18 protein-coding genes and 1 pseudogene are annotated in these 23,475 nt (G+C 34.5%); 10 read left to right on the top strand and 9 right to left on the bottom strand.

Going from position 1 to position 23,475, the window contains the following annotated elements; translation table 11 throughout:
• The first annotated feature begins 12 nt into the window (after positions 1-12).
• From AACL31_RS11495 to AACL31_RS11485, 3 genes are read left to right on the top strand one after another with little or no spacing between them, the layout of a single operon-like run.
• Entirely contained in the window at positions 13-564 is a 552-nt protein-coding gene (locus tag AACL31_RS11495; protein ID WP_310512408.1) for an NAD(P)H nitroreductase, read from the top strand.
• A 10-nt stretch (positions 565-574) separates the two neighbouring features.
• Positions 575-1,618 (top strand): selenide, water dikinase SelD, encoded by a 1,044-nt coding sequence (selD, locus tag AACL31_RS11490; protein ID WP_032114973.1) that lies wholly within the window; start codon positions 575-577, stop codon positions 1,616-1,618.
• 3 nt (positions 1,619-1,621) lie between these two features.
• Positions 1,622-3,562, top strand: a complete 1,941-nt coding sequence (locus tag AACL31_RS11485; RefSeq protein WP_310512407.1) for a DNA topoisomerase III — start codon at positions 1,622-1,624, stop codon at positions 3,560-3,562.
• 31 nt (positions 3,563-3,593) lie between these two features.
• Here the strand turns inward: AACL31_RS11485 and xthA are convergent, their stop codons facing one another.
• Positions 3,594-4,403 carry an exodeoxyribonuclease III gene (xthA, locus tag AACL31_RS11480; RefSeq protein WP_310512406.1) on the bottom strand — a complete coding sequence of 270 codons (810 nt, stop codon included), beginning with the start codon at positions 4,401-4,403 and terminating at the stop codon, positions 3,594-3,596.
• A 501-nt stretch (positions 4,404-4,904) separates the two neighbouring features.
• Here xthA and AACL31_RS11475 point away from each other — a divergent pair.
• Positions 4,905-5,738: a LysR family transcriptional regulator gene (locus tag AACL31_RS11475; protein WP_339053165.1), complete on the top strand. Its 834-nt coding sequence runs from the start codon at positions 4,905-4,907 to the stop codon at positions 5,736-5,738.
• 382 nt (positions 5,739-6,120) lie between these two features.
• On the opposite strand, the gene purU is transcribed toward AACL31_RS11475, so the two are convergent.
• Positions 6,121-6,969: a formyltetrahydrofolate deformylase gene (gene purU / locus AACL31_RS11470; RefSeq protein WP_310512416.1), complete on the bottom strand. Its 849-nt coding sequence runs from the start codon at positions 6,967-6,969 to the stop codon at positions 6,121-6,123.
• 703 nt (positions 6,970-7,672) lie between these two features.
• On the opposite strand from purU, the gene rssB reads away from it, so the two are divergent.
• Together rssB and galU are read left to right on the top strand one after the other, a co-directional pair.
• A complete protein-coding gene (rssB, locus tag AACL31_RS11465; protein WP_339053164.1) occupies positions 7,673-8,689 on the top strand; it encodes a two-component system response regulator RssB in 1,017 nt (338 codons plus the stop codon).
• A 155-nt stretch (positions 8,690-8,844) separates the two neighbouring features.
• Positions 8,845-9,789: a UTP--glucose-1-phosphate uridylyltransferase GalU gene (gene galU, locus AACL31_RS11460; protein WP_310512403.1), complete on the top strand. Its 945-nt coding sequence runs from the start codon at positions 8,845-8,847 to the stop codon at positions 9,787-9,789.
• An 814-nt stretch (positions 9,790-10,603) separates the two neighbouring features.
• Here the strand turns inward: galU and AACL31_RS11455 are convergent.
• Positions 10,604-11,017, bottom strand: coding sequence for an H-NS family nucleoid-associated regulatory protein (locus AACL31_RS11455; protein WP_063655671.1), 414 nt, complete (start codon positions 11,015-11,017; stop codon positions 10,604-10,606).
• Between the two features lie 611 nt (positions 11,018-11,628).
• Between AACL31_RS11455 and AACL31_RS11450 the strand changes: the two genes are divergently transcribed.
• Complete coding sequence (locus AACL31_RS11450) at positions 11,629-12,258, top strand: thymidine kinase (protein ID WP_310512402.1); 630 nt, start codon at positions 11,629-11,631, stop codon at positions 12,256-12,258.
• 176 nt (positions 12,259-12,434) lie between these two features.
• Here AACL31_RS11450 and adhE read toward each other — a convergent pair whose 3' ends face one another.
• On the bottom strand, positions 12,435-15,101 hold the full coding sequence (adhE, locus tag AACL31_RS11445) for a bifunctional acetaldehyde-CoA/alcohol dehydrogenase (protein WP_310512401.1): 2,667 nt from the start codon (positions 15,099-15,101) through the stop codon (positions 12,435-12,437).
• A 188-nt stretch (positions 15,102-15,289) separates the two neighbouring features.
• Here adhE and AACL31_RS11440 point away from each other — a divergent pair.
• Positions 15,290-16,258: pseudogene (locus tag AACL31_RS11440) on the top strand (IS110 family transposase).
• Between the two features lie 509 nt (positions 16,259-16,767).
• Entirely contained in the window at positions 16,768-17,412 is a 645-nt protein-coding gene (locus AACL31_RS11435) for a YchE family NAAT transporter (protein WP_180816526.1), read from the top strand.
• A 500-nt stretch (positions 17,413-17,912) separates the two neighbouring features.
• Here AACL31_RS11435 and cls read toward each other — a convergent pair whose 3' ends face one another.
• Complete coding sequence (gene cls, locus AACL31_RS11430) at positions 17,913-19,373, bottom strand: cardiolipin synthase (RefSeq protein ID WP_310512774.1); 1,461 nt, start codon at positions 19,371-19,373, stop codon at positions 17,913-17,915.
• Positions 19,374-19,822: 449 nt separating this feature from the next.
• On the opposite strand from cls, the gene AACL31_RS11425 reads away from it, so the two are divergent.
• Positions 19,823-20,536 (top strand): TonB family protein, encoded by a 714-nt coding sequence (locus AACL31_RS11425; protein ID WP_310512773.1) that lies wholly within the window; start codon positions 19,823-19,825, stop codon positions 20,534-20,536.
• A 57-nt stretch (positions 20,537-20,593) separates the two neighbouring features.
• Here the strand turns inward: AACL31_RS11425 and yciA are convergent, their stop codons facing one another.
• The 4 genes from yciA to AACL31_RS11405 all read right to left on the bottom strand — a co-directional run bounded on the left by yciA (position 20,594) and on the right by AACL31_RS11405 (position 23,382).
• Positions 20,594-21,034 (bottom strand): acyl-CoA thioester hydrolase YciA, encoded by a 441-nt coding sequence (gene yciA / locus AACL31_RS11420; protein WP_310512775.1) that lies wholly within the window; start codon positions 21,032-21,034, stop codon positions 20,594-20,596.
• 69 nt (positions 21,035-21,103) lie between these two features.
• Positions 21,104-21,640, bottom strand: a complete 537-nt coding sequence (locus AACL31_RS11415; protein ID WP_310512772.1) for a septation protein A — start codon at positions 21,638-21,640, stop codon at positions 21,104-21,106.
• 340 nt (positions 21,641-21,980) lie between these two features.
• Positions 21,981-22,736, bottom strand: coding sequence for a YciC family protein (locus tag AACL31_RS11410; protein ID WP_310512771.1), 756 nt, complete (start codon positions 22,734-22,736; stop codon positions 21,981-21,983).
• A gap of 331 nt (positions 22,737-23,067) precedes the next feature.
• A complete protein-coding gene (locus tag AACL31_RS11405; RefSeq protein WP_032114990.1) occupies positions 23,068-23,382 on the bottom strand; it encodes a BON domain-containing protein in 315 nt (104 codons plus the stop codon).
• Positions 23,383-23,475: the final 93 nt, after the last annotated feature.

The following is a 23,475-nucleotide window of genomic DNA, read 5'->3' as shown; positions in this document are numbered from 1 at the left end:
AAGGAGGAATCTATGGATGCTTTAACACTATTATTAACCCGTCGTTCCATGAGTCATTTGACAACACCGGCACCTGAAGGTCAATCACTGGATAATATTTTGGTAGCCGGAATGCGAGCTCCTGATCATGGTACGTTACGCCCCTGGCATTTTGTGGTGATCCAAAATCAAGGGCTCGATAAATTTGGACAGTTATTGGAAAAAGCCGCAATTAACGCTAACTTAGGCAAAGAAGCTGAAGAGAAAGCCAAAAAAGCACCTCTACGAGCTCCGTTAATTATTGCTGTTATTGCTAAAATTGTCGTCGATACAAAAATTCCTGCCTGGGAGCAAGTTATTACTGCTGGTTGTTGTGTTCATGCTATGCAGATGGCTGCTGTTGCTCAAGGATTTGGTGGCATCTGGCGTACCGGCTCTTGGACCTCTGATCCGGTGGTGAGATCAGGTTTAGCTTGCCAACAAGATGATAAAATTGTTGGCTTCCTCTATTTAGGAACGCCAAAATTTAATCCTACAATGAAAAGTTCTTCCGCGGATATAAAGGATTTTGTGACTTATTTTTAAAGGAAAAAATATGCCATCGGAAATCAAATTAACCCAATTTAGTCATGGAGCGGGTTGTGGTTGTAAAATTGCGCCAAATATATTGGAGACTATTTTATATAGTGAACGTAAAAAATTTAATGATCCTCATTTGCTGGTTGGTAACGAGACCAACGATGACGCTGCTGTTTATGATCTTGGCAATGGCGTAGGGATTATTAGTACCACGGATTTTTTTATGCCAATAGTGGATTCTCCGATTGATTTTGGGCGTATTGCTGCCACTAATGCAATTAGTGATATTTATGCGATGGGTGGTAAACCCATTATGGCGATTGCGATATTAGGTTGGCCCATTAATAAAATCCCAGCTGAGATAGCCCAGCAAGTGATTGAAGGGGGACGGATGGTTTGTCAGGATGCCGGCATATCACTTGCCGGTGGTCATTCGATCGATGCGCCAGAACCGATATTTGGTCTTGCCGTGACAGGTGTTATTAATACCGCTAAAGTAAAAAAGAATAGTACTGCAGTTGCGGGTAGCCAATTATTTTTAACTAAACCATTAGGAATTGGTATTCACACAACGGCAGAAAAGAAAAAATTATTGTTACCTGAACATCAAGGGTTAGCGACTCAGATTATGTGTCAATTAAATAAATCAGGCTCAGAATTGGCAAATATTGAAGGAGTTACTGCGATGACCGATGTAACCGGTTTTGGTTTGTTAGGCCATTTAACTGAAATCTGTCGAGCGGCTGATTTACAGGCGACGGTGGCTTTTTCGCAAATAGCTAAATTACCTCATATTGAAAGTTATATTGAGCAAGGGTGTGTACCAGGTGGAACCCAACGTAATTTTGCCAGTTACGGCCATTTTTTAGGCCAGATGACACCGTTACAACGCAATGTATTATGTGATCCGCAGACCTCAGGAGGACTACTAATGGCGGTGTTACCAACAGCAATTGCTGAAGTTAAACAAATTGCCTGGCAAAATAATTTATCTCTTAGCGCAATCGGTCAATTAGAGCAATCCAAATCTGGCAGAGCGATGATTGAGGTAGTTGAATAACCTATGCGCCGTCTATTTATTGCAGAAAAGCCCAGTTTAGCGCGTGCTATAGCTGATGTTTTACCTAAGCCACACAAACGACAAGATGGTTTTATTGTCTGTGGTGATTCGCAATATGTGACTTGGTGTATTGGTCATTTATTGGAGCAAGCTGAACCTGAAGCTTACGATCCTCGTTTAGCGCGTTGGTCATTAACTGATTTACCGATCATTCCTGAAAAATGGCAATTAAAGCCTCGGGCGGCAGTTATTAAGCAACTTAATACTATTAAAGCGCTATTAGTTCAGGCCGATGAGATTGTGCATGCGGGAGATCCCGATCGCGAAGGGCAATTGCTGGTGGATGAAGTGTTAGATTTTTTAGCCTTACCCGATGATAAAAAGCAGTCTGTTCAGCGCTGTTTAATTAGCGATCTTAATCCTCAAGCGGTAGTTAAGGCCATTGAACGGTTAAGAAGTAATCGAGATTTTATTCCACTTTGTGTTTCGGCATTGGCTCGAGCCAGAGCAGATTGGTTGTATGGCATAAATATGACGCGGGCTTATACTTTGCTTGGCCAGCGAGGGGGGTATCAAGGGGTATTATCTGTTGGCCGAGTTCAAACGCCAGTATTGGGATTGGTGGTTAGAAGGGATGAAGAGATTGAACATTTTGTTGCTAAAGATTTTTTTGAAGTAAAAGCACATATAATCACGCCGAATAAAGAACGTTTTACCGCTATCTGGCAGCCAAGTGAAGCCTGCATTGATTATCAGGATGAAGAAGGGCGTCTGATTCATCGCCCTTTAGCCGAGCATGTTGCTGCACGAATTACGCAGCAACCGGCCTTGGTTGTTGCCTATCAAAATAAACAAGAATCAGAAATTGCGCCCTTACCTTATTCTTTGTCGGCTTTGCAAATTGAAGCCGCTAAAAAACATGGCTTAAGTGCCAAGGAAGTTCTTGATATATGCCAACAATTATATGAAAAACATAAAGTTATTACTTATCCTCGTTCCGATAGTCGTTACTTACCGCAAGAGCATTTTGCCAATCGCCATGGGGTATTAAAAGCTATTGCTATACATCAGCCAGAACTTACACAATTTGAATTGGCTGAATTAGATAAGCAAAATCGCTGTTGGGATGATAAAAAAGTTGATGCACATCATGCAATTATTCCTACCGCTAAAGCAATAGCGGTGCAGCTTGATCAAAACGAAAGCAAAATTTATGCATTGATTGCTGCTCAATATATTATCCAATTTATGGCTAGTGCAAAATTTCATAAACGGGTTATTGAACTGGAGATCGCAGGTGGAAAATTTATCGCCAGAGCTCGCTTTTTGGTCGAACCTGGTTGGCGAGCAATTTTAACTACTAAGGAACGGGATGCGGATAATGATGGTATGCCACTTCCTGAGGTAAAGGTAAAAGATGAGTTATTTTGCGAGCAGGGTGAAGTAATAGAAAAGCAGACTCAGCCACCAAAACCCTTTACTGATGCCACTTTGTTGTCGGCTATGACCGGTATTGCCCGTTTTGTGCAAGATAAGGCGCTGAAAAAGGTATTGCGAGCAACGGATGGTTTAGGAACAGAAGCGACCCGAGCGGGTATTATAGAACTGTTATTTAAACGTAAGTTTTTGGTTAAAAAAGGTCGTTATATCCATGCTGCGCCAGCAGGCATCGCCTTATATAAAGTTTTACCGCTGGTGGCAGTATTGCCTGATATGACTGCTCACTGGGAGTCTAAATTAACCCAAATCAGTGAAAAACAGTTTCGTTATCAGGATTTTATGTCACCATTGGCAGATACATTGAAAATGTTAATCCAACAAGCGAAACAACAAACTGATTTAACCATATTCCGTACGATATCGGTCATCGAAGAGAAAACGGAGAAAAAGTTATTAGTAAAGAAGAAGAGAGCTAGTCAAAAAAGGCAATCAAATGATAGCTAAGCGTAAAATAGTACTATCATTTGATTTTAACTTAATTTAACTCAAATTTCGCCCAAATAGGGGCATGATCTGAAGGTTTTTCCATACTTCTAATGTCATAATCAATGCCTGTTTCACCACAGCAGGCAAACAACGAACTAGAGGCCAGAATCAAATCAATTCGCAGACCTCGGTTATCGACAAAACCCTTGGAACGGTAATCAAACCACGAAAATTGATCAGTAATTGCTGGATTTTGTTGACGATAAGTATCGATTAATCCCCAGGATTTCAATTTATCCATCCATTCGCGTTCTTCAGGTAAAAATGAGCATTTGCCAGCACTTAACCAACGTTTTCTATTAATTTCACCGATGCCGATATCATGATCTGTTGGACTAATATTCATATCTCCCATAAGAATGATATGCGATTGAGGAGAAAGATTATTTTGCAGATAAAGTTGCAAATCTTGATAAAATTTTGCTTTTGCAGCAAATTTTGTTAGGTGATCACGGCATTCACCTTGTGGGAAATAACCGTTTATTATGGTAATTGTGCCTTTTTCTGTTTCAATATCTGCCATAATAATACGGCGCTGGGCATCAATATCGTCGCCAGGAAATCCCTTTTGAATAGTGATTGGTTTTTGTTTGCAAAATAGCGCGACACCATAATGTGCTTTTTGTCCATGGTAGCAGATATGATAGCCTAACTGATTAACCTGCTCTAAAGGGAATGCACTATCATCAACTTTGGTCTCTTGTAAGCCTATGACATCAGGTTGATGTTTTTCGATGATAGCTTCAAGTTGGTGGATGCGTGCTCTTAGGCTATTAATGTTAAATGAGACAAATTTCATTCGAATTGGTTACCTAATTGAAATATATTTATAAAAATATTTTATCAGATTGAATATATAAATGTAACCCATTATATAAAACATTTTCTTTTATTTATTAATGAGTTATTTTTTATATTTAAATTGTTTAGTGTGATTAGCAGTGATTAAATTTTAAAAAAAATATATAACTTTAAAAAAATAATTAATTTAATTCAAATTAATAAACTATAATTAAAAATGCACTATATGAAAATTTGTTTTTTGTCAGAAAATAATAGTTAGATGTAATGATGTCGTTTGCTAAAAATCAATTTATGAAATTAATTAGCCAGGTTTAATTATTTTTCTTTAAATTATTAGCCTAAGTGCTTTTATCTTAAAGAGCTGTAAAAAGGTATTCTTTTTGAATTTCTGTGTCAGCTATAAATTATTAAATAGATATTTAAATTTTTTCTATTTGATATTTAAGATTGAAGTGGAGTAATCATTATGTTTTTCTCAAGAAAGTTAGAAGCTTTTATGGCAGTTGTTGAACAAGGTTCATTATGTAAAGTGGCGAGAATATTGCACCGCACGGCGCCCCCTGTCGCAAAATCAATTAAAGATTTTGAGGCCGTATTAGGTAAGACGCTGTTTAAAAGGAAAAAATCCGGCATGACTTTAACAAAGGAAGGGCAAGAGCTTTATAATGATTTAAAAAATTTATATTTGCAGGAAAAAGAAATTACCAAAAGATATGTTGGTAATGAATTTCGTAATGTGGTTAATATTTATTATGACTGGGGTAAAAACCATCATTTAATAAAACTTTATCAAACAGCAGGTATTAATAAAATACCAATAAACGTTTTAAAATTTGATTATGATAAAGTAAATGAAATATCAGATTATGATGGCAATATTTTAATTTTAAATTCAGAAAAAATTGTAAGTGAACGTTTTATTTTGTTAAAAAAATTACAAAAAGAGGCTATTGGTATATGTTGCCGCAAACAACTTTACGAACATGCTGAAAAGAATCTATTAAAATTATTGAATCAATTTCCTTGGCTATGTGATCCAGTTTTATATAAGAGTCAATTTATTCGAGATATAGAATCAAAAGCGACGATAGGGGCAAATAGAATCAATATCAGGTGGATGGAAAACAGTGGTTTTTGCGATGGATTAATACAAAATGGTGATTACATCGGTTTAACCGATAAATTACCCGAAACCTGTCAATCAACACCTGACATTATTTTTCTACCGCTAGATGAGCATAGCATGACAAATAGCTGTTATTTTTATAAATCTAAAGCACATGGTAGTATTTTGAATCGATTTATTGATGCAATTGAAAAAATATATTAATCAATAGGTAAAATATGAATTGGGCAAAATTATGGTTGATCTGATGCTAGTAACCACAGGGTTGGTAACTTGCAAGTTTCTGCTAATGAATAGACAGAGCAAGCGTTAACTGCTCTAAGTGCCTATCTATTTGAAATTTAATCGATTAGTCAGAAGTGTTATCCTTGTTCATTGGGTAAAATTTAAATGTAATAACGATGTCAGTTTTTTTTAAATATAGTTAATAATAAATAATCATTTATTATGATAAATAATTAAATAAAATATTTTATAAAAATTAAATTTAATAAAATAATTATGATTGTTTAAAGGTAATATTATGTACTCTGTATAATAATTACCTTTAAAATAAGTCAGGCTATTTTATTAAATAGAGGATAGGTTAAAGAATAATCGTGCGGTTGCCATGAACAAAAACGCGTTGTGCTAATACCCAGTATAAAGCGTGGCTTAAGACATTTTTTTCAACGTCTTTACCTGCTCGCATCATATCCTCAGCAGTATAACTATGATCAACGTTAATCACATTCTGAGTAATAATAGGGCCTTCATCGAGATCATTATTGACAAAGTGCGCCGTTGCTCCAATGATTTTGACACCACGTTGATAAGCTTGATGATAAGGTTTTGCACCAATAAAAGCTGGCAAAAAAGAGTGATGGATATTAATAATTTTATTGGGATAACGTTGAACGAAATTAGGCGTAAGTACGCGCATATATTTTGCTAAAACCACATAATCAGGATCATAATGGTCAATTTGTTCTTTTAATAGATGATCATGTTGTTCTCGCGTTAAATTTTCATGGCTAATGTAGTGAAATGGGATATTAAATTGTTCAACGAGTGATCTTAATGTCTCGTGATTACCAATTACAGCAGCAATTTCCACATCAAGACCATCATAGGCGCTTTTCATTAATAGATCACCTAAGCAGTGTGCTTCTTTGGTTACCATAATAACAATGCGTCGTTGATTTGCTGTACTTAATTCCCGTTTAGACCCTGATGGTAAAGCATCGTCGAGATCAGCTAATAATGTATTATCGTTGAAAATACCTTCAAGTTCAGTACGCATGAAAAAGCAGTTCGTCTGATGGTCAACAAATTCATTATTTTGAATAATATTTAATTGATGTTTATAACAAATATTTGTGATTTTAGCGATTAACCCTTTTGCATCAGGGCAGATGGTGCGAAGAATTTTTTTTTTGTGTCTTGTTGCATGAATGGTCTTTTCCTTCAAATTTTTTTGTTACAAATATCGCAAAATAGGAAATTTTAATCTTGTTACGATAAAATGTGGCAATTCTGACGCTTTTAGGACTGTTATGGCAATGTTTTTTTCAAAATTTCATTAAAATTATTTAAAAAAACATCTTTTTATTATTGTAAATCACATTTTTATCATTTGGAATATTGATTAATTAAAAGCAAACAAGCGCTATAATAGATAAATATGAGTTATTTATGATTAATTTATCTGAAAACTTTAACAAAGGTTCATTTTTATCTTTATATTCACTTTTAATTGGGTAAATAATGTTACTCAATAGTGACTGAATCATCCTCAGTGCTATTGATCATTTATCTACTTTTGTTTACTGATTTGAATTTTAGATATTGATAATAAAGTAATAAATAGTTTTTTAGTTGTTAGATTCAGGATGAAAAAACATAAGATAATTTTGATTTACAATAGGAATTATTTTGATTAAAGAAAAAAGGAACAAAATTAAGAAAGTAATTTCTAATTACAATAACTGTATAAAAGTAACCAATTGATTCCAATAAATGAAAAATAATTATATATTTCAATACAAAAAAATATATAACTTTAAGTGTAAATCCGTAAAATATTTGTTCTATCATAAGTACTATTTTCTAAAAAGATAATATCGTCAATGGCATTTTATGTAATGTAAGGCTGGCATATGAAAGGGAAGAAAATATTAATTGTAGAAGATGAGGTGGTTTTTCGCTCTGTATTGAGAAATTACCTTAAATCATTTGATGTGATTACTTATACAGCCAGCAATGGGCAGGAGGCGTTAGATATTATTAATGCTATTGAGCATCTTGATTTGATTTTATGTGATTTAAGCATGCCTGTGATGAGTGGTGAGACTTTAATACAGAAACTGGTGGAAATGAAGTGTGAAATCCCAGTTATTGTTATTTCAGGAACAAATAGAATTAGTGATTTGGATAGAATGCTGCGACTTGGGGTAAATGATGCATTATTAAAACCGATTGTTGATTTTGATGATGTTAAAGAGACGATTATCCGTAATTTGTATCCAGATATTGTAGAAACAACCACTCGTTTATCTGCTGAGCTTTCTCATATTCAGCAAATGATCCAGCACGAAAAGCATGATATTTTACCAGTTTTACTTGAGCTACAACCCAAAGTAAATCAAACACTGGCAAATTATAAAATTAATTATCGGCAGCTAAAAGATATTAATAAAATTGGATTATTATTTGATTTGGCAGAACTTTCTGATAAACAAATAGGTTTTTATTGCCTTGATATTGAGTATTCTTCGGGTGATGGCGTTATGGCTGCATTATTACTTAGAGTTGCATTTAATGAATTATTGCAAACCTATCTTAATAGCCAATCAAACAAATTATTTAATATTAGTGAAATGCTTGAGCAAATAAACACTTTATTAATGGATTTAGGTATTAAAGGACAATTTCCAATTTTATTAGGTTATTTTCATACTGAAAGTAAAACAATTGTATTAGCTTCAGCAGGACTTAATGTAAAATTAAAAACCGAGAATAAAGAAGTCGAATTGTCATCAAGTGCACCATTGGGTAGCTTACAATCAATTGCTTATCAGCAAATAATGGAAAAAGGAATAGATTGGCAATGTAAAATATGGAATCATAAACATCGAATGACTTTAATGTTTAATTCATTGGTAGAAATATTATAATTATTTACTTTTTACAGGATTGTTAACCTAGGCCAATTTTCTCTAGTTTGCTATTTATTTGGTACATTTTACTGCTATACTCGCCACAAAAGTTGTTGAAAATCTATCTATCACATTTCATTAGTATATTGTATTTAGGTAACTTGGTAGAAAAAATGAAATTAGAAAAAGCGGAAAAAAAAGTTAGCAAAGCTGTTATTCCTGTCGCGGGATTAGGAACTCGCATGTTGCCGGCAACCAAAGCGATCCCTAAAGAAATGTTACCTTTAGCGGATAAACCACTTATTCAGTATGTAGTAAATGAATGTATATCTGCTGGTATTCATGAAATTATATTAGTCACTCACTCTTCAAAGAACTCAATAGAAAACCATTTTGATACCAGTTTTGAATTAGAAGCAATTTTGGAAAAGCGCGTTAAACGGCAATTATTAAATGATGTACAATCCATATGCCCAAGTCATGTCACAATTATGCAAACGAGACAAGGTATCGCAAAAGGGCTTGGACATGCCATTTTATGTGCAAAACCATTGGTAGGAGAGGAGCCTTTTGCTGTAGTTTTACCGGATGTAGTTATTGATCAATATTCTTCGGATTTGAAACAGTATAATTTAACCGCGATGCTGAAGCGTTATCATGAAACATCAGCCAGCCAAATTCTTGTTGAGCCGGTACCAAAGGAGTCTGTATCCAATTATGGTGTTGTAGATTGTGACAGTTATGAATTAAAAGCCGGTGACAGCAAAATTATTAAAGGCGTTGTTGAAAAACCTAAAATTGAACTGGCACCATCTAATTTATCTATCGTGGGGCGTTATGTATTGTCAGAGAAAATTTGGCCTTTATTAGAGAAAACACCAATGGGGGCAGGTGATGAAATCCAGTTAACTGACGCGATTGAAATGTTAATAGAAGGAGAACCTGTTGAAGCCTATCATTTACAAGGTAAAAGCCATGATTGCGGTAATAAATTGGGTTACATGAAAGCATTTGTTGAATATGGTATGCAGCATGAATTTTTAGGTGATGAGTTTTCCGCGTGGGTAAAAAAATATCTTAGATTGCTAATTGTCGATAAATTTGATTCAAATCAATAAAAAAATCCGCATGGTATTTTTATACAAAATTGCCTATTTGTTATTACAAATTTATTTTAACAAGTTCTATTTATGCGTAAAATTAAAATGAGATTTATTAATTATATAAGTAGGCAAGGATGTTGTTTAAATGGAGATATTACAAACTATTTCAAATAATAATAATTTGATTTTGCTGATCATATATCACTTTAGTTGCTAGCTAAAATTTCTTGTGTTGGCGCGTGAGTTTCTATCAATAATATTTACGTTAACACTGATCATAATTATGATAAAAAAGTATAGTAATTATATTTAATTGATTTAGCTTGTATCAGATTAGCCGTTTATTTTTTTGTTTATAAAGTAATCTGTTTATTATTTCTATAGTAAATTTTTTCATAATGAATAGAATGAAATTTAACAACCTCTCTAACAAAATAAAATAGAGAGAAGTCTAATAATGAACATTGAATGCATGACTTTATGGCAATAAAAAACAACGATACTATTTCTTGAAGGAATAATTTGAAATGTTTAGACAACAAAAATTTACATTACATTGTGTATCGCTGATAACAAAATATTTATATTAATAGAAGTTGTACATTTTTATGTCGGCTTCTTTATTATAGGAAAAGGTATGGTTAGTTATTAGTGAAAAGTGGCAGGCATGTAAATGTATTTAGTATTTATCTTAGCGAGCAGAGTTTTACGCTTTGATATATATTAGACCTTATTAAGGTTGGTTATTTATTGTGTAATAAATGTTAATGATATGTGTAATAAAAATACCCTTTATATAAAGGGTATTTTTAAAGTAGGGAAAGGACATTTAGATTAAAAAATCATCCATATTTTTACCCTTCGCTAGTGCCTTTTTGATGACAGCTGGTGTACGACCTTGACCGGTCCAGGTTTTGATTTCACCATTTTCATCTTTATATTGAAATTTAGCCGGTCTTGCTGCGCGCTTAGTACGGTTAGATGTTTTTGAAGGAGTTTTTGCAGTAACTAGATCATCTAGACTGAGTCCTTCTCCTTCCAGTAATTTAATATATTTTGCAATTTTTTGACTATGAGCTTCTAATTGTGCTCTCGCTTGATTTTCATCTTCGCGACGTTCATCTACAACGGTATTAAATTTATCATGTATTTCTTGCAATGATTCTAACGGCATTTCTCTTGCTATCGCACGTAAGGTACGAATGTTATTTAATGATTTAAAATATTTCAATGAATCGCTCATTTTCCTGGTCTCGAATTAAAATGAATGTTGGCTGATATCTACTAATAATAGAATGCTATTTTATTTTCTGCAATAGTGAAGTTACAAAATAAGGTTAAATTTATTGTTTTTTTAACTTAAACTTCTTTGCAAAAGCAATATAAGCTTTCACTGTAAAAATATTATATATCTTATATTAGATACCCTGGATACTTAAAAATCTATACCAAAATGATAGAACTGCTTTTATATTTGAATTTCATTCAGATGTAAAGATGATGTTTTTTATTTTTATTCAACTTTATGGTATGTAACATAAACTAAATTTTAACTTAATATGTGTAAAAGAGTTTGCTTATTAAGCTTTTGTTGAGTTATAACTACTGGGTATCTAAGTTTTTTGATGAATGTTAGCTATTAATAATCTTTTCTTATCACATACTTTGTTAAAATAAAGATGTTGTTTGTAGAGCGTGACATTTAAACATACGAACTTTTTCATGACTATAAACATTACTAAAAAATCTGTTATGTTAGTTATCAATATTTATAATCAAATGAAAAATAATGTTTGATAATGTATGTGGTAAACTTTCAAAATATTTGTCTAAATAGGTAAGAGGAAAGGGCTAATGGCTCAGCTTTATTTCTATTATTCAGCAATGAATGCTGGTAAATCAACTTCACTACTTCAGTCTTCATATAATTATAATGAACGGGGAATGAATACGCTTATTTTCACCGCTGAGATTGATACCCGATTTGTTCAAGGTAAAGTAACCTCCAGAATTGGTTTAGCTGCAGATGCAATATTATTTTCGCAACAGACAGATATGGGGAGATTAATAAAAGAAAAAAATAGCTGTCAAAAAATTCATTGTGTGCTTGTTGATGAGTGTCAGTTTTTAACTAAAGAGCAAGTTAGTCAGCTTTGTGAAATTGTTGATTATGCCAATATACCGGTTTTGTGTTATGGATTAAGAACAGATTTTCGTGGTGAGTTATTTATTGGCAGTCACTATCTGTTAGCTTGGGCAGATAAACTTATTGAACTAAAAACCATTTGTTATTGTGGTCGTAAAGCAAGTAGGGTTTTGCGATTAGATGATAATGGGCTTGCTGTCTATCAGGGAGAACAGATTGAAATTGGTGGTAATGAAAAATATATCTCAGTCTGTCGTAGACATTATATGGATGCAATTAATCACACAAAATGTATTGAGGCGGGTGAAAAACCTTTTTCCGTTGTTCCATTTAAATAATTTTTAACTCCCCATATTAGGTTATTATTCTTAAATGAAAATTAATTACGTAAAATAACTATTTTGGTTTTAAATTATTTTCAAATAAGGATTGGTAAAATATTTTGCGATTAAAAAAGCACCGAATATATTTTCAGTGCTAATTATTAAATAAATGGTTACAAATAAAATGTTTATTAAGTAGATTCTTTTACTAGATGACTTTTTTCCTCTGTTTGCAGAAATATATTTTTCTCTTCAGTAAAATTATTACCATAGTATGAATCTAACATAATTTGTTTTAGTTCAGCGATCAACGGAAAGCGAGGATTCGCACCAGTACATTGATCATCAAACGCATCTTCAGATAAATTATCCACTTTAGCTAAGAAATCCTTTTCTGCGACCCCAGCTTCACGAATAGATTTGGGGATACCGAGCATAGTTTTAAGTGTTGCTAACCAATTAAGCAGTTTTTCAATTTTGTTAGCTGTGCGATCAGCTGGTGAGGTTAGTCCTAAGTGATCGGCAATCTCACCATAGCGACGACGAGCTTGAGGGCGATCATATTGGCTGAATGCGGTTTGCTTTGTTGGATTGTCATTAGCGTTATAGCGAATGACATTTTCAATTAGCAGCGCATTGGCTAAACCATGGGGTATATGAAATTCGGAACCTAATTTATGGGCCATTGAGTGGCAAACACCTAAAAAAGCATTAGCGAAAGCAATACCAGCGATGGTTGCTGCATTATGCACCCGTTCGCGGGCAATCGGATCTTTCGCTCCATTCAGATAACTGGTTGGCAAATACTCTTTTAACAACGTTAAAGCCTGTAAAGCTTGTCCATCAGAGTATTCACTTGCAAGAACTGAAACATAAGCTTCTAATGCATGGACGATAGCATCTAGTCCACCGAATGCTGTAAGTGATTTCGGCATATGCATAACAAGATTGGCATCAACAATTGCCATATTTGGCGTAATTGCATAATCGGCTAAAGGATATTTTTGGCCGGTAGCATCATCAGTAACAACAGCAAATGGCGTGACTTCTGAGCCTGTACCTGATGTTGTGGTGATGGCAACCATTTTGGCTTTAACACCCATTTTAGGGAATTTATGAATACGTTTACGAATATCCATAAAACGTAGAGCAAGCTCTTCAAAATGGGTTTCAGGATGTTCATACATTACCCACATGATTTTAGCTGCATCCATAGGAGAACCACCGCCTAAAGCGATAATCACATCTGGTTTAAAGGTATGCATTAAAGCGGCACCTTTACGAACAATACTCAGCGTAGGATCGGCTTTAGCTTCAAAAAATACTTCAGTTTCAACGTTAAAAGTCTTCAATACATTAACGACTTCATCAACATAACCATTATTGAATAAGTAACTGTCAGTAACAATAAAAGCCCGTTTAGCACCGTCAGTAGCAATTTCTTCCAACGCTAATGGTAGGCAACCACTACGAAAATAAATAGAACTAGGAAGTTTATGCCACAACATATTTTCTGCTCTTTTCGCTACTGTTTTAGTATTAATTAGGTGCTTAGGACCCACGTTTTCAGAGATAGAATTTCCACCCCACGAGCCGCATCCTAATGTTAATGAAGGAGCCAATTTGAAATTATAAAGATCACCAATCCCACCCTGAGATGCCGGAGTATTAATTAAGATACGTGCGGTTTTCATTTTCTCGCCGAAATAATTAACTCGCTCAGTTTGATTGTCTTGATCAGTATAAAGACATGAAGTATGGCCAATACCACCCATCTCAACCAATTTTTCTGCTTTTCCAACGGCATCAGCAAAATCTTTACTATGGTACATGGCAAGTAATGGTGAGAGTTTTTCATGGGCAAAAGGTTCGCTCTCATCTGTGGCTTTTACTTCTCCGATTAAAATTTTAGTGTTTAACGGCACTTGTATGCCGGCTAGTTCAGCAATTTTTACCGCTGGTTGACCAACAATAGCCGCATTTAAATTACCATTTTTTAAAATAATGTTTTGTACTGCTTTAAGCTCTTTACCTTTTAATAAGTAACCGCCATGAGTGACAAAACGTTCGCGCACTTGATTGTAAATTTCGTCCACAATGATAACTGATTGCTCTGACGCGCAAATAACACCATTATCAAAAATTTTTGACATTAAAATTGAAGCAACTGCACGTTTAATGTCGGCAGAACTGTCAATCACGACAGGTGTATTACCTGCACCTACACCGATGGCAGGTTTTCCTGAACTATAAGCTGCTTTTACCATACCAGGTCCACCGGTTGCTAAGATAAGATTAACATCAGGGTGGTGCATTAATGCATTTGAAAGTTCGACTGAGGGTTCATCTATCCAGCCAATGATATCTTTTGGTGCACCAGCAGCAACAGCGGCTTGTAATACGATTTTGGCGGCGTTGTTAGTGGCATTTTTAGCGCGAGGGTGAGGGGAAAAAATAATCCCTTTACGCGTTTTTAGACTGATTAAAGATTTAAAAATGGCTGTCGATGTAGGATTAGTTGTTGGAACAATACCACAAATTAAGCCAATAGGTTCGGCAATGGTGATAGTACCAAAAGTAAGATCTTCGGACAGAATGCCACAAGTTTTCTCATCTTTATAAGCATTATAAATATATTCCGAAGCAAAATGATTTTTAATCACTTTATCTTCTATAATTTCCATACCAGATTCTTCAACTGCTAATTTTGCTAAAGGAATGCGAGAGTCAGCAGCAGCAAGAGCAGCAGCACGAAAAATTTTATCAACTTGATCCTGGGTAAAATTTGCAAATTGTTGTTGTGCTTTTTTTACACGCACGACAAGTTCATTGAGTTCAGTAACATTAGTTACAGACATAAAGATTACTCCTTGTATCTTGAAAACGGTTTAAAATAGTTACGATTAGATTTGGCAAGGTGCATGCAGCCCGATTCCTCCTAGGGTTTTAAGCCCGTTAATTAGCGACCAGCGCATACACTGAGCCACTCATCTGAAACCCGAACAGTTGTCCGTACTCCATAACGCATTTGCAAGGATGGGTAATCATGAGTCAGCCAAATCCACTTTGTGTGGGTATTGATGTTTCTAAAGCAACGCTGGACATAGCAGCCAGCTGTGATATTGCACAGTTTACGGTCAGTAATGACTCTGACGGTTTTGATGCCATTATCGCCGAATTGAGAAAGCATTCGGTGGTGTTGGTTCTGATGGAGGCAACTGGCGGGCTTGAAGCTACTGTGGCCTGCTCGCTCCAGGCTGAAGGCTTTGACGTCACTGTGATCAATCCCAGACAATCCCGAGACTTTGCCCGCGCTATGGGCTATCTGGCAAAAACTGACCGTATTGATGCCAAAGTGCTTGCACAAATGGCAGAGGTTATTAATCGACATCCGGAGCGAGAGCGCTTTATCCGGACTCTGCCAAATGCAGAACGTCAGGTTCTTGCTGCGATGGTCGTACGCAGACGCCAGTTGATTACAATGTTGGTGGCAGAACGTAATAGGCTGTATACCGCACATCCACAGAATAGAAAAAGCATCAACATCATCATCAAGGCGCTGGAAGATGAACTTGCCAGAATCGATGAGGATATGAACAACCACATAAGGAACCACTTTAAGGATCTGGCCGCTAGGCTGAGCAGCATTAAAGGGGTTGGTACCATGACAGTTGCTGCGTTGTTGGCGGAGCTTCCCGAACTGGGCAGCCTCTCGAGGCGAGCTATTAGCGCGCTTGTAGGCGTTGCCCCCATAAACCGGGACTAGGGTACCATGCGTGGTCGGCGAACCATATTTGGCGGAAGGGACGGAGTCCGAACAGCACTTTATATGGCCGCGCTTGTAGCAACTCGCTTTAATCCGGTGATAAAAGCCTTTTACATGCGTCTGCTTGCAGCGGGAAAAGCCAAAAAAGTGGCGCTGGTCGCCTGTATGCGCAAGCTGCTGACTATCCTGAACGCGATGCTCAGAAAGAACGAAGAATGGAATGAGTCGTACCATCACGTTTCTCCATAATTTTAACGTTCAAGACAGTTGCTAATAAATGTTAAATTTTTTTAGTCAATTAGCCTAGATTAGGAGCAATATAATTAAATATGAGGTGTCATATTATATAAGTGCTAATTAGTTTTTAGTAAGCTAATTGACTTAAAAAATTCACATTATAAAAATAAGCAAAAACGCTCATTATATTTATGAGAACTCAATAGATATATAGCTTACCATTTATAAATAGCGCTAAAGTGATCTTTATCAAAAAAAGTGCATACTGAATCAATTCAGTAATAAGTTATATAAGAATAATTTCAATTAGCAATATAAGTAAATATTGAAGAATTAAGTTAGAAAAATTTTGTATGGTATTTAATTTAGAAACTTATTTTGTTATTGGAATTAGTTTTTGAATTTTAGCTAGATAAGTATGCTACGCTAAGATAAAGTGTTTTTCCTGCTAGGCTAAACATTATTTGTTTTGAATAATTAATTTTTAGCTAAGCGTTAATATTTGATTGAGGGACTCAATTGTGGTTGGTACTTTACTGGATCTTCCTAATTATATTAAGTTTTTTTTAGGTCTTTTTGCGTTAGTTAATCCGATAGGAATTTTGCCTGTATTTATTAGTATGACTAATTATCAATCTGTGACAGAAAGAAACCGCACTAATTTAGTGGCTAATTTTTCTGTGGCAATTATTTTATGTATTTCGTTATTGGTGGGAGAGGTTTTTTTAAAATTATTTGGTATCTCTATTGATTCTTTTCGTATTGCTGGCGGAATAGTTATTGCAGCCATTGCTATGTCTATGATTAGTGGTCGAATAGGTGAAGATAAGCAGAATAAACAGGAAAAATCAGAAACTGCCATTCGTGATAGTATTGGAGTTGTTCCTTTAGCATTACCATTAATGGCAGGGCCTGGAGCAATTAGTTCATGTATTGTCTGGTCTTCTCGTTGGTTAGGATGGCAAAATTTAGTTGGTCTATCGCTAACGTGTATCTTTTTTGCTTTGTGTTGTTGGTTACTTTTTCGCTCAGCAACAATTCTCGTTAAATATTTAGGTCAAACGGGAATTAATGTTATTACTCGTATTATGGGATTATTATTAATGTCACTTGGAATTGAGTTTATCATTACAGGCACTAAATCTGTTTTCCCCGGATTACTTTAAACGAGCAATAACATCATAACTCATTGATATTTATAACGTATTCATAAAAATTTGGGATATTGATATTGTCATAAAACCTATATTAATAAATTTATTTATCTAATAATTGTAAGTTTTATGAATTATTAATCCATCATAAAATCAATTTCTATAGGTAAAAAACACTTTTTTACTAAGGACCGCAATAGCAATATCCATTTTAATTTATGGTCTAATAGGGTGATTAATAATTTAAAATTGAAATTTTTCCTGTTAGCTAATCCGCTTGATTATAATAGATAAATGTAAGTTATGGTGCTGGAAATCTGCTCAATGAATTAATTTTGTCATTAACTATGTGCAGCCTAATTTATAAAAATTAGCCTTATTTTTATAAATTAGGTGTATATATGAATATCATTATCTGACAATTATGGGAAATAAATGTTATTGGTTGATTTATTAGTATTGGCTTAATTTAACAAAAATAATTTTTTGGCGCTGATAATTTTATAAAAATATTACAATAATGGACTAAAAAAATAGCAAATACGTTCGATAACACGGTTCCATAATGGACGTTTATTCCAATTCTTCTGCATCAAAGGTGTAGAGCGAGCAATGTAATCATATTGAACTAATATTAGATCGCTACCAAAGCTTTTATCATCAATTACAACAGTAATTTCAAAATTAAGCCAAAGGCTTCTCATGTCTAGATTAACAGACCCAATTAAGCTTAACTCACCATCAACAGATAGGCTTTTAGTATGCAAAAGCCCATCATTGAACTGATAGATCTTAACGCCCGCTTCTAACAATTCAGAGTAAAATGCCCGGCTTGCCCAACGAACTAAAAAAGAATTATTTCGATTAGGAATGACCATTAACACTTCGACACCCCGCATCGCTGCAGTGCAAATAGCATGGATGAGATCATCACTGGGAACAAAGTAGGGTGTGGTAAGGATTAGCTGTTTGCGGGCAGAAAAAATTGCGGTCATTAAAGATTGCTGGATTAATTCTTCCGGAAAGCCGGGCCCTGAAGCAATGACTTGAGTTGTATGTCCAGTAGCTTGTTTAAACGGCATAATATTGGTGTCTGGAGGAGGAGGAAGAATGCGTTGACCGGTTTCCATTTCCCAATCAAATGCATAAACAATACCAAGGGTTGTTGAGACTGGTCCTTCCATCCGAACAACAATATCTACCCATTGTCCCATACCGGCATTTTGCTTAAAAAAGCGAGGGTCAACCATATTCATACTACCAACATAGGAAATATAATTATCAATAATAATTATTTTTCTATGTTGGCGTAGATCCATTCGTCGTAGAAAAAAGCGGAACAAATTTACTTTTAGTGATTCTATTAGTTCTATTCCGGCTTCACGCATTTTTTTTGGTTGATGGCTGTGAAAAAAAGACCAGCTACCGGCAGAATCAATCATAATTCGGCATTTTACACCACGTTTTGCTGCATTGATCAGAGCTTCGGTAACCTCATCAACTAACCCTCCGTCTTGCCAAATATAAAATACCATTTCGATATTGTAATAGGCTGAATTAATATCGCGTATAATGGTATTTAAAGCGTCTTGATAATTGGTTAAAAGTTGAATTTTATTTCCTTTAACGCCGCCAATTCCTTGTCTTTTTTCGCAGAGTTCAAATAAAGGTTCTGCCACTCGGCTATTGCTTTTGCAAAAAATATGTTTAGATTGTTTGAGTTTTTCAAGCCAGGTTTCGACTGAAGGCCACATATTCTTTGCTTTAATTACTCGTCGCTTGCCAAGGTGTAACTCACCAAAAGCCAGATAAGCAATAACGCCAACTAGTGGGATGATGTAAATAATCAATAGCCAGGTTAAGGCAGAAGTCACCGGACGGCGTTTTAATAAAATGCGTATAGTAACCGTGGCAATCATTAGCCAGTACAGAAAAAGCACAGCCCAGTTTAATAGTATATAGAGGGTTGCCATAGGCAAAGATGTTCCTATCTTAGAGTTGGTTCGATATTATTGATTATCTGGTTATTCACTATAGTAAAATAAAATTTGTTATGAATATGAAAAGTACGATTTTTAGCTTAAGTGAAAGTAATTTAATGTATTTTATGAATATTTTAATTATTTTTATATTTTTTTTGCTATATCCATGAATGTTAATTTGTCAGATTAAATAGTCACTTATTATTATACACTTCAAATGCTAAGCTTGGTTACTTTAAATAAATTTAATATGTTAATAATTGGTTTGCTTTTATGGCTTACTATGTTGATATCGTTAATAAAAAACTAGATCATTAGCTAATTTTATCGTCAACAAGATACTTTTTTAAACTTAGCAGGCTATCCTTATTGAATATGATTGCTATTTGCATTTAGAATAGAGCTTATTTAATTTGCTTATTTTAAGAAAGAATTTTCTCATGCGTTGGATCCGTTCGGCATCATTTATTGTCTTATCATTATTCCTTCATGCTTCGTTAGCGGTATCTTGGTTTTTATTACAGCCTACATTATCAGCTTCCTCAGCTGAATCTATGTCAGTAACCATGGTCGCTTTAGCTGCACCTAGTGGTATTAGCCAGTCGGTAAATGTTAAACAGCGAGTAACGGAAATCGCGCCTAAAATAGAGCCTGATGCTGAAGCCAAACTGGCGTTACCTATGAAAAAAAAGGTCACGCCAAAAAAATCGATCGTTAAACAAAATTCTAAATCTAAGCAGTTAGTAGAAAATCATATTAAAAAAACTATTACCGAACAGTCAAATCAATCACAAGATAATGTCGTGAGCAAATTAGCAAGCGATGATCATGTTGGTGTTAATAACAATCAGCAGACTAATCAAATAGCTTCCTCATCAATTGCTATAGATGGCCCCAGAGCATTAAGAATTCAACATCCAGATTACCCTGATCGCGCTCGTAAACTCGGTAAAGAAGGTTATGTTAATGTTCTATATGATATAGATGAAAATGGTAGAGTTGTTAACTTAGAAGTAGTTGATTCATCACCTAGAGGTTTGTTCGAACGTGAAGTTAAGCGGGCGATGAATCGTTGGTATTATGAAAAAATTCCGGCTAAGGGATTAAAAAAGACATTCCTGTTTAAAATCGATGGTTCAATTAATCTTTCTTAAATTGCTTTAGTCATAAAGCTTGCTTAAAGGCCAGGTAAATTGGCCTTTAAAAATAGATTAATTGGGAGATACGTTATCAGAGTTAGATAATTGGTAATGACGTTTTTCTTCAGGTAAACAACGGGGAGAATTATCCTCATTAACAGCAACATAAGTGAAAATGGCTTCGGTGGCTCGATAATGTTGGCCTACTGGCTCACTGGAAACTTTCTTGACCCAAACTTCAATATTGATGGTAATAGAGGTGTTACCTGTTTTAATGCAGCGAGCATAACAACAAATTACATCGCCGACTGAGACTGGTTTTTGGAACGTGATCCCATTGACGGCGACAGTAACAACACGACCAAGTGCAATTTCTTTTGCTAAAATTGCACCGCCAATATCCATTTGTGACATTAGCCATCCGCCGAATATATCACCATTAGCATTTGTATCGGCCGGCATTGCTAATGTACGGAGAACTAATTCTCCTTGTGGTAATTGTTGTTGTGTCATGAAAAATTTACTTCTGTTATTTGCCACAATATACCTGCTGGAAGTAGGTATCCGTTGTTATCATATCAATTACTTTTGTTCTTTAGGTAGATGTTTATAGATATACACCATGCTAAGTATTGTAAATATTAGTGTGACCGCGGTCAAACCAAAAACTTTAAAGTTAACCCAGACATCCTGAGGTAGCCAAAAGGCAACATAAATATTTACTAGCGCACAGATAGCAAAAAAGATTGCCCATGATAAATTTAATTTATGCCAAATCTCATTAGCTAAATGGATCTCTTTACCCAGCATTCTTTGGATTAATGGTTTTTGGGTAAAATATTGGCTGACTAACAGTGCTAATGAAAAAATAGCGTAAATAACTGTCACTTTCCATTTAATAAAAAGATCACTGTGGAAAATCAACGTCAGTCCACCAAAAATGATCACGATGACTAAAGTAATTAACGAACTTTTTTCAATTTTTTTGTAGATAAGATAAATGGCCAGCATCGATAAAGCGGTGGCAATCATTAGTGCGCCAGATGCGTAAAAAATATCTACTTTTTTATATACAATAAAGAAAACAATGAGAGGAATAAAATCTAATAGTTGTCTCATGAGGGCGCTTATCCTGATCCTTTTCGAGTAAATATGAATTTTTATAATTATTTGATTAATAAATTATAAAATATCCTATTGCCAATTTGTTTTATATTATATTACCTTATTTGATAATAATGTTACACAGTGAGTAGGTGTATATTTTTATCAATAAAATTATCTACTGAGCAATAAAATTCACTATTAATATATTGAAGTAATTAACTTGTTATTACGAATACAGTGCAATTTTCAGTCAGCACGTTGGTTCTGTAATTAATCTTTAATTGTTTAAGTTAATAGTAAATTTTTACCACGCCATCTAATGGTAAATAATAGCCGTGGTATTTTTATTTGGTTAATTTGTTGTTTTTCCAACTAACATGTAAAGGCGGAAAAAATAGATCAATGTAAAAGAGGTAAGTAAATTATTCAATGTAAAAGAGATAATATTATTCACCATACTCGGTAAAAAACGAAATTGTCCAAGTAGCATAGTGAGTAACATTTGCAATGCTAGCCAAAGTAATAAAATTGCTAGAATTAACCACCAATGACGAAATGCTATTTTCCAACTTTGACTCATGGCTCGTAGCGGCATAATGTTTTTGACGGTTATTAAGATGATGGGTGATAAGGAAAAACCGATAGCTAAAATGATACCGGGTAAGATGAATAGCATAAAGCCAAAATAAATTATAATTGTGCATATAACTAACAAAATTAACATGTTAGGTAATATACGTAACGAAAGCACAAAAGCTTGCCCTGCACTGATGCTATTGCCGGTACTGAGTTCTGACAAATAAGTAACTACTGAAGAAACTAATAATATTAATCCGATAAAAACCGCAGCCAATGAGAGTAGTGAGACTCTCATCATTATCGATTTTTCTTCATCAGATAATTGACTTACCCAGGTTAAAAGTGAAGTTGAGTCATTTTGACCACCAAGGGTTTTGACAATGGTTGCCATTTCATCGATGGGAACCAGAAAATAATAAAGTATTAGACTGATGGTAGCTGAAATGAATGACAGGATAAAAAGGCCGCTCAGCTGATTTTTAAAAAAATTAAAGCTATCGCTGATAAGTGAGTTGGCCGTAATGGACATGAAAACTGCTCCTATAACTGGTTTTTATCATCACATTTTAATTGTATATTGTAACTGACAGTGAAGAGAGCGTATAGCTTTTCTATGGTAAAGCTATTGCTATATCAGTAAATTTTGTGGTTATTCTATAAGTAAGGATAAAATACTAAAAATAGAGTGATATTTATATTATAGTAATTTTGAATATAACAATGTAATGATTGGTTTTAATAATTGATATGGTAATGACTTTATGGTGATAAAAGCGATTATTTTATTATCTGATTTGAGGGGCCAATGTGATAAATTATATTTATTTCAGCCCCTATATTGGGGCTGAAAAGTAAAACAATCATCGTATTTTCATCGAATCAATGACTGATTGTACACCTGCTACACCTTGTGTTACTTGAATTGCACGCTGAGCGTCGGCACGCGAACTGACAAAACCGCTCAATTGCACACGACCTTTAAAGGTTTCAACATTGATTTGCGTTGATTTCAAGTTTTTTTCTGCCAATAATGCTGTCTTCACTTTAGTTGTAATAACCGTATCGTCAATATATCCACCAGTTCCTTCTGTTTTTGCTGTTGGAGCACAAGCAGAAAGGAATAATGCCATAAATAGCACGGTACAGAGCGCTGTCATTGATTTAAGATATTTCATTATTCAATTCTCCATTAATACGAGGGTTATTTTTATTTATCGTATATGAGTGCTAAATGAAAATTTCATCGCAGTCAATATACTGATTATTGA

The sequence above is a fragment of the Arsenophonus endosymbiont of Crataerina pallida genome (genome assembly GCF_964020125.1).
GTDB classification, from domain to species: domain Bacteria; phylum Pseudomonadota; class Gammaproteobacteria; order Enterobacterales; family Enterobacteriaceae; genus Arsenophonus; species Arsenophonus nilaparvatae.
Note: the sequence above shows the minus strand (reverse complement) of the source record. Positions and strands in the feature narration are given on the sequence as shown.

Coding starts and splice junctions, on each gene's coding strand:
- selD (WP_032114973.1), top strand. CDS start 575: ATGCCATCGGAAATCAAATTAACCCAATTTAGTCATGGAGCGGGTTGT.
- cls (WP_310512774.1), bottom strand. CDS start 19,373: ATGGCAACCCTCTATATACTATTAAACTGGGCTGTGCTTTTTCTGTAC.
- rssB (WP_339053164.1), top strand. CDS start 7,673: ATGAAAGGGAAGAAAATATTAATTGTAGAAGATGAGGTGGTTTTTCGC.
- AACL31_RS11475 (WP_339053165.1), top strand. CDS start 4,905: ATGGCAGTTGTTGAACAAGGTTCATTATGTAAAGTGGCGAGAATATTG.
- AACL31_RS11410 (WP_310512771.1), bottom strand. CDS start 22,736: ATGTCCATTACGGCCAACTCACTTATCAGCGATAGCTTTAATTTTTTT.
- adhE (WP_310512401.1), bottom strand. CDS start 15,101: ATGTCTGTAACTAATGTTACTGAACTCAATGAACTTGTCGTGCGTGTA.
- galU (WP_310512403.1), top strand. CDS start 8,845: ATGAAATTAGAAAAAGCGGAAAAAAAAGTTAGCAAAGCTGTTATTCCT.
- xthA (WP_310512406.1), bottom strand. CDS start 4,403: ATGAAATTTGTCTCATTTAACATTAATAGCCTAAGAGCACGCATCCAC.
- AACL31_RS11485 (WP_310512407.1), top strand. CDS start 1,622: ATGCGCCGTCTATTTATTGCAGAAAAGCCCAGTTTAGCGCGTGCTATA.
- AACL31_RS11425 (WP_310512773.1), top strand. CDS start 19,823: ATGCGTTGGATCCGTTCGGCATCATTTATTGTCTTATCATTATTCCTT.
- AACL31_RS11415 (WP_310512772.1), bottom strand. CDS start 21,640: ATGAGACAACTATTAGATTTTATTCCTCTCATTGTTTTCTTTATTGTA.
- AACL31_RS11405 (WP_032114990.1), bottom strand. CDS start 23,382: ATGAAATATCTTAAATCAATGACAGCGCTCTGTACCGTGCTATTTATG.
- yciA (WP_310512775.1), bottom strand. CDS start 21,034: ATGACACAACAACAATTACCACAAGGAGAATTAGTTCTCCGTACATTA.
- AACL31_RS11495 (WP_310512408.1), top strand. CDS start 13: ATGGATGCTTTAACACTATTATTAACCCGTCGTTCCATGAGTCATTTG.
- AACL31_RS11455 (WP_063655671.1), bottom strand. CDS start 11,017: ATGAGCGATTCATTGAAATATTTTAAATCATTAAATAACATTCGTACC.
- AACL31_RS11450 (WP_310512402.1), top strand. CDS start 11,629: ATGGCTCAGCTTTATTTCTATTATTCAGCAATGAATGCTGGTAAATCA.